Origin of the sequence: Methyloceanibacter sp. (assembly GCF_049590335.1) — a bacterium.
Lineage (GTDB): Bacteria > Pseudomonadota > Alphaproteobacteria > Rhizobiales > Methyloligellaceae > Methyloceanibacter.
Map to the genome: position 1 here is coordinate 1 of NZ_JBAWCQ010000158.1, position 9,585 is coordinate 9,585.

At 61.9% G+C, this 9,585-nt stretch carries 9 protein-coding genes; all 9 read right to left on the minus strand.

Annotated features, from left to right (window positions below; all coding sequences use genetic code 11):
• On the minus strand, window positions 1–582 hold a 582-nt coding region (locus WBQ77_RS11745), incomplete at its 3' end, for a phosphatidate cytidylyltransferase (RefSeq protein ID WP_424060404.1).
• Window positions 579–1,334: an isoprenyl transferase gene (locus tag WBQ77_RS11750; RefSeq protein ID WP_424060406.1), complete on the minus strand. Its 756-nt coding sequence runs from the start codon at window positions 1,332–1,334 to the stop codon at window positions 579–581. The genes WBQ77_RS11750 and WBQ77_RS11745, both read right to left, overlap by 4 nt.
• 52 nt (window positions 1,335–1,386) lie before the next feature.
• On the minus strand, window positions 1,387–1,944 hold the full coding sequence (gene frr, locus WBQ77_RS11755) for a ribosome recycling factor (RefSeq protein WP_424042923.1): 558 nt from the start codon (window positions 1,942–1,944) through the stop codon (window positions 1,387–1,389).
• 83 nt (window positions 1,945–2,027) lie between these two features.
• On the minus strand, window positions 2,028–2,765 hold the full coding sequence (gene pyrH / locus WBQ77_RS11760; protein WP_424042924.1) for a UMP kinase: 738 nt from the start codon (window positions 2,763–2,765) through the stop codon (window positions 2,028–2,030).
• 122 nt (window positions 2,766–2,887) lie between these two features.
• Window positions 2,888–3,817, minus strand: a complete 930-nt coding sequence (gene tsf / locus WBQ77_RS11765) for a translation elongation factor Ts (RefSeq protein ID WP_424060408.1) — start codon at window positions 3,815–3,817, stop codon at window positions 2,888–2,890.
• A gap of 64 nt (window positions 3,818–3,881) precedes the next feature.
• Window positions 3,882–4,697 carry a 30S ribosomal protein S2 gene (rpsB, locus tag WBQ77_RS11770; RefSeq protein WP_424060410.1) on the minus strand — a complete coding sequence of 272 codons (816 nt, stop codon included), beginning with the start codon at window positions 4,695–4,697 and terminating at the stop codon, window positions 3,882–3,884.
• Window positions 4,698–4,909: 212 nt separating this feature from the next.
• Complete coding sequence (dnaE, locus tag WBQ77_RS11775; protein ID WP_424060412.1) at window positions 4,910–8,371, minus strand: DNA polymerase III subunit alpha; 3,462 nt, start codon at window positions 8,369–8,371, stop codon at window positions 4,910–4,912.
• An 82-nt stretch (window positions 8,372–8,453) separates the two neighbouring features.
• Complete coding sequence (locus tag WBQ77_RS11780) at window positions 8,454–9,173, minus strand: ABC transporter ATP-binding protein (protein WP_424042928.1); 720 nt, start codon at window positions 9,171–9,173, stop codon at window positions 8,454–8,456.
• An 8-nt stretch (window positions 9,174–9,181) separates the two neighbouring features.
• Window positions 9,182–9,585, minus strand: a 404-nt coding sequence (locus tag WBQ77_RS11785) for an FtsX-like permease family protein (protein WP_424060414.1), incomplete at its 5' end; no start/stop codon positions are given.

Genomic DNA, 9,585 nt, shown 5'->3' on the forward strand with positions numbered 1-9,585 from the left:
AACGGCAAAGCCACTCCATGTCTTTTTCGGGGAGATGGTCGGCGCGAATTTGGGGCCGCCGAACGCCCGGCCACCAATGTAAGACGCTGTGTCGGTTGTCCACGCCACGACGAGAACGAACAAGACGACTGTGAGTCCATAGTTTGGATCGCTGCGCAGCCAGATCAACGCGGCCGCGGGTAGAACGACGTATGCCAGTCCCGCTGCGTCGAGTTTTGCGTCGCGTGGGCTCTTCCTCTGATAGCCGGAGACAACCATCACGACCATTGTCGCCGCGAAGACGATCAACGCGAGTTCAAATTTATGGACCGCCATAAAGATGACCACGGCCGTCATGCAAGCCACCTGAAGGATTGTGGTTGCGTCGCCGCCATTGCCCCGGGTGGCCGTGCCCCATTCCCAAAAAAGTATTGTGGCCGAGGCGATGACGAGAAGGAGAAAGCTCCACGGACTTGCGACCAGGGCAACGAGTGCAAGTGCCGCCAAGAACACGGCGGAGAGGATGCGGCGCCTCAGCTCGTTTGAAGATTTGGTCTGCAGCTGAGCTGCAGAATTGTCGCTCGAAGGCGTTTGCGATGTCACGCCGTCGATCTCACGGTCCGGCCGCCGAAGCGCCGGTTGCGACGTTGGAACTCGGCGATGGCCACTTCGAAATCTCCCTTGTTAAAATCGGGCCAATACGTATCGACGAATACGAACTCCGCATAGGCCAGCTGCCACAGCAAAAAGTTCGACAGCCTCAGCTCTCCGGACGTGCGGATGAGCAGATCGGGATCGGGCAGCCCATCTGTGTCGAGATAAGACGCGAAGCACTCTTCCGTCATGTCTTCGGGCGCGAGTTCGCCCTTCGTCACGGCTTCGGCGATCCTGCCGGCCGCGCGGGCGATCTCGTCGCGGGAGCCGTAATTGAAGGCGATCGTCAGATTGAGCGACGTGTTCTCCTTCGTCAGCTCCACGGCATCGTCCAGCATGCGCTGTATGTCGTTGTCCAGCTCGGAGCTGGAGCCGATGATACGAATGCGCACGCCGTTCTTATGGAGATCGGCGAGATCGCGCCGAATAAAGCGCCGCAAGAGTCCAAAGAGGTCTTTAATCTCTTCGACCGGGCGCGACCAATTCTCAGAGGAAAAGCTGAACAGGGTGAGATGGGTGACGCCGAGATCCTTCGAGGCCTCGACAATCCGGCGAACGGACTCGACGCCACGCCGGTGGCCTTCGACACGTGGCAGCCGCCGTTCGGCGGCCCAGCGGCCGTTGCCGTCCATGATAATGGCGACATGGCGAGGACCTGAGTGGCTCTCGCTGCCCCATTTGTTGTCCACTACGAGCGTCACAGCCAGCCTCTCCGCAGCAAGCCATTAGAGCATCGAACGCTGCCGGCCCAAGTCAGACCTGCATGATCTCCGCTTCCTTGGTGGCGAGTGCCTCGTCCATTTCCTTGATGACCGTATCGGTCATATTTTGAACCTTTGTGGCCAGCGCATGGTGGTCGTCCTTGCCCATGTCGCCGTCCTTCTCGGCCTTCTTCAAATGCTCCATTCCGTCGCGGCGCACATTGCGCACGGCGATCCGGCCCTGTTCGGCATATTTGTGCGCGACCTTCGCCAGTTCCTGCCGCCGCTCCTCATTGAGCTCTGGGATGGGAAGCCGCAGGAGTTGGCCCTCGACAACCGGGTTCAAGCCGAGATCCGATTCCCGAATGGCCTTGTCGACCGCGGCGACCTGGCTCTTATCCCAAACCTGCACGGTGATCATCCGGGGCTCGGGCACGTTCACGGTCGCCACCTGGTTCAGCGGCATCGGATTGCCATAGGCCGATACCATGATGGGGTCCAAGAGGCTCGCGCTGGCGCGGCCGGTGCGCAGCCCGCTGAATTCGTGTTTGAGGGCCGTCAGCGCGCCGCGCATCCGCCGTTCGATTTCATCCAAGTCGAAATCAGACATCTTGCCTTCCTGCCTGCCATCATCCGAAGTTTCCATGCCGGACATGGCGCGTTCTGTTTGCGCTTCCAAGTGTGTGGGACAGCTTAACCGCCGTCGATCGTTGTGGAGGCCCCTTGCCCTTGCACTTCAAGAGCCAAGCTGCCTTGGTTCTTGATCGAAAAAACAATTATCGGAATCCGATTGTCTCGTGCAAGGGCGATTGCCGCCCCGTCCATGATCTTGAGATCCTGCTTGAGGACATCGGCGTAGCTCAACCGCTCGTAACGCTTCGCGTCCGGTACCTTCTTGGGATCGGCACTGTATACGCCATCGACCTGCGTTGCCTTGTAGAGGGCCTCGCACTCCATCTCCGCAGCGCGCAACGCCGCCGCCGTGTCGGTGGTAAAAAACGGGTTGCCAGTGCCGCCCGCGAACACCAAGACCCGGCCCTTAGCCAAATGATCAAGCGCCTTGTCCCGGATATAGGGCTCGCAGACCGTCGGCATTGGGATTGCCGACAGCACGCGTGCCGTGCGCCCTGCCCGCTCAATGGCGGCTTGCAGCGCCAGCGCGTTCATCACGGTTGCCAGCATGCCCATATAGTCGGCGCGGGCGCGCTCAATACCGCCTTCGGCGGCCATCAACCCACGGAAGATATTGCCGCCGCCGACCACGACGCAAATCTCGACACCCAAAGCGGCGGCTGAAGTGATGTCCTTCGCGATCGGGTCGATAACATCGAGGTCGATGCCATAGCCCTTATCGCCGGCGAGAGCTTCTCCGGAGAGTTTGACGAGTACGCGCTTGTAGCGCGATTTCGCGGCTCCAGATGGTGAGTCCATCAACGCAAGGCTCCGGTGGCGGCATGTGGCGGGATTTACCCAAAAACTGGCCTAGCCAAATTTGGCTGGGTTCTTGTAGGCGTGGACTGGTGGCGCCTCGCCTTCAAGGCGCCGCCAGAACCCTATGCGCCCGAGGCTGCTGCGGCAACCTCGGCGGCGAAGTCGCTTTCATCCTTCTCGATGCCCTCGCCCAGGGCAAACCGGTAAAAACCGGTTATCTTGATCGGCGCGCCAGCATCCTTGGCGGCAGCCTCCATGGCTTTGGCGACCGTATTGTCCGGGTCGTGGACGAAGGGCTGCTGGAGCAGGACCACTTCCTCGTAGAACTTCCGCAAGCGCCCTTCGACCATCTTTTCGATGACCGCTTCGGGTTTGCCGGACTCTTTGGCCTGCTCGGTGAGGACCGTGCGCTCACGCTCAACCAGGGCTTGGTCGAGGGTGTCGGCGTCGATGGCTTGCGGGTTCGTCGCGGCGATATGCATGGCGACCTGCTTGCCGAAGTCCTTCACGGCCCCCGCATCGCCTGTCGACTCCAGGGCCACGATCACGCCGATCTTGCCGAGACCGGGGGCTGCCTGATTGTGCATGTAGGTGGCCACGACGCCCTTGTTGGCGGACAGATGCGCGGTCCGGCGCAGCGTCATGTTCTCGCCGATCGAGCCGACCATCTCCTTTAGCGTTTCGGCGACCGAGTTGCCGCCGTCCGCGTAGGCTTCGGCGCTGAGCTTCGCGATGTCGCCCTTGGCCGTGATCGCCGAGTTGGATATGGCGTTGACCATGTCCTGAAAGCTCGGGTTCCGGGCGACGAAGTCGGTCTCCGAATTGACTTCGACGAGAGCGGCTTCCGCGCCGTTCTCGGCGATGCCGATCAGGCCTTCTGCGGCAACACGGCCGGCCTTCTTGGCGGCCTTGGAGAGGCCCTTGGCGCGAAGCCAATCGACGGCCGCTTCCATGTCGCCGTCGTTCTCCTTCAGAGCCGCTTTACAATCCATCATGCCCGCGCCGGTCTTGTCGCGGAGCTCTTTGACCATGGCAGCAGTGATCGTCGCCATTCGTTCCTCTATCTCTTCACTTGATCGCTTCACTTGCACCGGGCCTTCGAGGTCCAGTTCTTGGTTACGCGTTTTCCTTGGAGTCAGTCTCGGTTTTTTCGGCCGGGGCAGCTTCCGCTGCCGGAGCGTCGTTGACGGCCGGTTCGGCCAGGGGTTCCTCGGCCTCGCCGAGATCCACACCAACCGAACCCTGACCACGCTCGATGCCGTCGATGGCGGCGCGGGCGATGAGGTCACAGTAAAGCGTGATGGCGCGGCCGGCGTCGTCATTGCCCGGAATGGGATAGGTGATGCCGTCGGGATCACAGTTGGAATCGACGATCGCGACGACCGGAATGTTCAGCTTGCGGGCCTCGGCAATGGCGATCGACTCCTTGTTGGTATCGATCACGAAGATGAGGTCCGGTGGTGCGCCCATGTCCTTGATGCCGCCAAGCGAGATTTCGAGCTTATCCTTCTCGCGCGTCAGCTGCAGCAGCTCCTTTTTGGTGAGGCCGCGATGTTCGCCCTCGAGAAGCTCCTCCAGCGCCTTGAGGCGCTTGATGGAATGGGAAATTGTCCGCCAGTTGGTCAGCGTGCCGCCGAGCCAACGGTGGTTAATGAAGTACTGAGCTGACGAGCGCGCACCCTCGGCGATCCCCTCCGTCGCCTGGCGCTTGGTGCCCACGAAGAGCACGCGTCCGCCTTTGGCGACCACGTCAGAGACGGCGACCAGCGCCTGGTGCAGCAGCGGCACCGTCTGGGTCAGATCGATGATATGAATATTGTTCCTGGAGCCGAAGATGAACGGCGCCATTTTCGGGTTCCAGCGATGTTTCTGGTGGCCGAAATGAACACCAGCTTCCAAGAGTTGGCGCATAGATAGATCGGGCAGTGCCATGGGACTGCAGACTCCTTTTTCCGGTTTTTCCGCCGCGGGGTATTGAGAGACCGGCGAAAAGGCCGGTCACCGGAGCGAGCGCAAAGGTTTTATAGGTCCTTTGTGACGCTTAATCCCGCGTGTGAGATGGTGCGCCTTATAGGGGTCAGACCGTCGCTTGGCAACCCTGGAAACGCCTCGAAATCAAGGCCTCTCAGGGCTTGAGGCGGAGCTTAGAGCGCGCTGACGTCCCGGACACCGTCCAGCAGCTTGAGGGCGCTGCGCTGGCGCGGGGTCGCGTCTACCCCCCCGGGCAGATCGAACTCCACCACCTTCCCCTCGAGCCAGAGGACAATCCGGAACGTCCCCTGCCCGCCCTCGCTGCCGATTTGTGTGGCGAGCTGGGAGAGCACTTGGGGATCGTCCACGGTGATTTTCATGCCCGAGGACCGCTCCTTGGCGGTGTTGTCGAGCGAGGACAGCCCCTGGACGCGAACGCGAACCGTCTCGCCCTCTGCTTCGGCCTCCACATCCAAAAGCACGACCGAGCCAGGTTCCAGGAGCGGCCGGCCGGCGATGAGCGCCTCTGAGAAGATGACCGCCTCGAACTGGCCGGTTGCATCGGAGAATGTGACGAACGCGTATGGGTTGCCGGTCTTACCCTTGCGCTCTCTTGCGGAGAGCACCGTACCGGCGAGCTTGCCCACAACGTGTCGCGTCTGCGCCTTTGCGGAGAAGTCAGCCCAGGTTTCGGCGCCAAGTGATTGGAGCACCTCCTCGTAGTCGTCGAGCGGATGACCCGTCAGGAAAAAGCCCACGGCGTCAAATTCGCGGGAGAGCCGGTCCGTGGACGCCCATGGCTGAGCGAGGCGCATCTCGATAGGTGGCGGCGCGGCCCCGCCACCAGAGAAGAACAGATCGTTCTGCCCGCCTGCCTTGGCCTCCTGGGCGCTGTTTCCCGCCAGGATTATGCGGTCCACGTTCTCAAGCGCCGTCGCTCGGTCGATTCCCAGATCGTCGAACGCGCCCGCGGTGGCAAGAGTCTCCAAGGCCCGCTTGTTCACGTGGCGAGGGTTGAGACGCCGGGCGAAGTCCGAAATGTCCTTGAAGGGACCATTCGCAGTGCGTTCCGCGACAATGGAGTCCACCGCCGGGCGTCCGATATTCTTAAGTGCTGCAAGGGAATAGCGTATTGAGTTGTCATGAGGCACGAAGCTCACATCGGAGTGGTTCACCGAGGGTTGCTCAAGCTGCACACCGAGGCGCCGCGCATCCTGGGCGAAGCCGTTGAGCTTGTCGGCATTGCCTGTATCCAGCGTCATGGACGCTGCGACGAACTCTGTCGGGTGGTTCGCCTTGAGATAGGCCGTCTGGTACGCGATCAGCGCGTAAGCGGCCGCGTGAGACTTGTTGAAGCCGTATCCCGCGAATTTCGCCACCAGCTCGAAGATGTACTCGGCCCGGCTTTTGTCGACCCCGTTGGCCACGGCGCCCTGGACGAAGCGAACCCGCTGTTTGTCCATCTCCGCCTTGATCTTCTTGCCCATCGCCCGGCGCAGCAGGTCGGCTTCGCCCAGCGAGTAGCCGGACAGGACCTGGGCGATCTGCATCACCTGTTCCTGGTAGATGATGACGCCGTACGTCTCGGCCAGGATGGGTTCGATCATGGGATGGAGGGTCTCGATTTCCTCCTTGCCATGCTTGCGGTTCACGAAGGTCTCGATGTTGTCCATCGGGCCTGGCCGGTACAGCGCGACCATGGCGATGATGTCTTCGAACCGGTCGGGCTTGAGCTTGCGCAAGGCGTCGCGCATGCCCTGGCTTTCAAGCTGGAACACGCCGACGGTCTCGGCGCGCTGGATGAGCGCGAAGGTTCTCGTATCGTCGAGCGGGATCTTCGACGGATCGATCTCGGTTCTGGCCTGCGCGATAAGCTTCTGCGCCGTGTCGATGACCGTGAGCGTCTTGAGACCTAGAAAATCGAACTTCACGAGCCCCGCCGCCTCGGCCCATTTCATATTGAACTGGGTGGCCGGAAGCTGGGCACGCGCGTCCCGGTAGAGCGGGACGAGCTCGGTCAAGGCCCGGTCGGCGATGACGACGCCTGCGGCATGGGTCGAGGCGTGCCGGTAGAGCCCTTCGAGACGCTGTCCGATATCCAGTAGCTTCGCGACGATCGGATCCTTGTCGCGTTCCTCTTGCAGGCGCGGTTCGCCGGCAATGGCCTGCGGCAGCTTGACCGGGTTCGCAGGATTCATGGGGACGAGTTTGCAGAGCCGGTCCACCTGGCCATAAGGCATTTGCAGCACTCGGCCGACGTCGCGCAGCACCGCGCGGGCCTGCAGCTTACCGAAGGTGATGATCTGCGCCACCCGGTCCGCGCCGTAGCGGTCGCGTACATAGGTGATGACCTCGTCGCGGCGGTCCTGGCAGAAATCGATATCGAAGTCGGGCATGGACACGCGTTCCGGGTTCAAGAAGCGCTCGAACAGCAGCCCGAATCGGATGGGATCGAGGTCCGTAATCGTCAAGGCGTAGGCAACGAGCGAGCCCGCGCCCGAACCGCGGCCGGGACCCACAGGAATCCCCTGCTCCTTCGTCCATTTGATGAAGTCCGAAACGATCAAGAAGTAGCCCTGATAGTTCATGCGGGTGATGATCTCGAGCTCAAACGCTAACCGTTCGTGATAAGCCGCCGCGTCGTGGTCCGGTGCCGTACCGTGCTGTGCCAGACGGGCCGCAAGCCCCTCCTCGGCCAACCGTTTCAGCTCCGCGGCTTCGGTTTCGGCAAGCTCGTCGCTCACCGCACCACCCGACAGGAAGGCCGGCAAAATCGGGCTTCGGGTTTTCGGCCGGTAGGCGCAGCGCTGGGCGATCTCTGCCGTATTCTCGATAGCCTCGGGCAGGTCCGCGAATAGGGCCCGCATCTCTTCGGCGGACTTGAAATAGTGTTCGGGGCTGAGGCGCCGGCGCTCGTCCACGGCCACGTAGCTGCCCTGCGCGATGCAGATCAGCGCGTCATGGGCCTCGAAATCGTCGGACGTGGCAAAGTAGGGTTCGTTGGTGGCCACAAGCGGGATCGCGTGATCATACGCCAGGTGAACAAGCTGGGGTTCCACCACTTTTTCATGCGCCAAACCATGGCGTTGGAGCTCGATATAGAAGCGATCTCCGAAGATCTTTTGGAGTGCCTCGACGCGGCTTTTAGCGAGTTCGGCGTTACCCTCGGCGAGAACAGTATCCACGAGGCCTTCCGGTCCGCCGCTGAGGGCGATCAGCCCGTCTGAATGGGCCGCCAGCTCGTCAATCGTGACGAGGGCATCCCCGACCTCGGCCGCGGTGAAATAGGCGCGGCTCGTCAGTTCCATCAGGTTGCCGTAGCCAGTTTCGTTCTTGGCGAGCAGCGCCAGGCGCCCGTCTGGCGTGGGACTTTGCGGCTCCGCCGCAACGCTTGTCTTGCCGGGCTTTTCAAATGTCAAGTTCAGCGTGCAGCCGATGATCGGCTGGATCCCGGCGCCAGACACGGCCTCGGAGAACTCGAGCGCCCCGAAGAGATTGTTGGAATCGGTGAGCGCCAGGGCCGGTGCCGCGTCGGCCTTCGCCAGCTCGACCAGCTTCGGAATCTTGAGCGCGCCCTCCAACAGGGAGTAGGCGGAATGCACGCGCAAGTGCACGAAGGGCTGGTTTTCGCTCATTTTCTTCCGTCAGTGAGGTGGTCAGAGACTCACCAGGCTGTCCGACGGAATTGTGGAGCCTACGGCGCGTTTAGCAAGCCGGTCAGCTGGCTCCTTCCACGACGGCGACCTCTTCCTCCACAAGCAATCCATCGGTCAGGCGCAGGACCCGGTTCATACGGGCGGCCAGATCGAGATTGTGCGTGGCGATCACGGCTGCGACGCCCTCTTCGCGTACGAGCCGCATCAGCTCGTCGAAGACCTTTTCGGCGGTGTGCGGATCGAGATTGCCCGTGGGCTCGTCGGCGAGCAGAACCTTGGGCTGGTTCGCGACCGCGCGCGCGATCGCGACGCGTTGTTGCTCCCCTCCAGACAGCTCTGTGGGGCGATGGTCCCAACGCTCCGCCAGGCCCAGAGGATCCAAGAGAGCTTTAGCCCGGGCCGTGGCCTCGTCCTTGGTAAGGCCGAGCACGAGCTGAGGCAGCATCACGTTTTCAAGGGCGGAGAACTCCGGCAGGAGGTGGTGGAACTGGTAGACGAAACCCACCTCCATCCGCCGTAGACGGGTCCGTTCGTTGTCGTTCATGGTGCCACAGTCGGCGTCGTTGATGAGCACGCGGCCCGCGTCCGGTTTCTCAAGCAGACCCGCAATGTGTAGCAACGTGGATTTGCCTGCGCCCGAGGGACCGAGCAGCGCGACTGTCTCGCCCGGATAGAAGGTAGCGCACGCTTTCGTCAGCACATCGATGCGGCGGTCGCCTTGGGTGAAGCCCCGCTCGAGGTCCTCAAGCCGCAGCGCCGGTGTTCTTTGGGTCACGTCCAATGTGCCCCCTACTCGTAGCGCAGCGCTTCGACCGGATCGAGCCGGGAAGCCCGCCAAGCCGGGTACACCGACGCCAGAACGGAGAGGGTCAGCGCCATGATCACCACCGAAACCGTCTCTCCCACATCCATTTTCGCCGGCAATTCGGACAGATAGTAAAGTTCGGCGGGAAAAAGCTCGGTATCCGTCAGCCAGGACATGAACCAGCGGATGTGATCGATGTTGAAGCATACCAAGACGCCGAGGACGAGGCCTGCCAAGGTTCCGGTGACGCCGATCGTGGCGCCGGCAATGAGGAAGATTCGCATCACGGAGCCGCGCGTCGCTCCCATGGTTCTTAGAATCGCGATGTCGCGTGCCTTGTCCTTCACAAGCATCTTCAGGCCCGAAATGATGTTGAGTGCCGCCACCA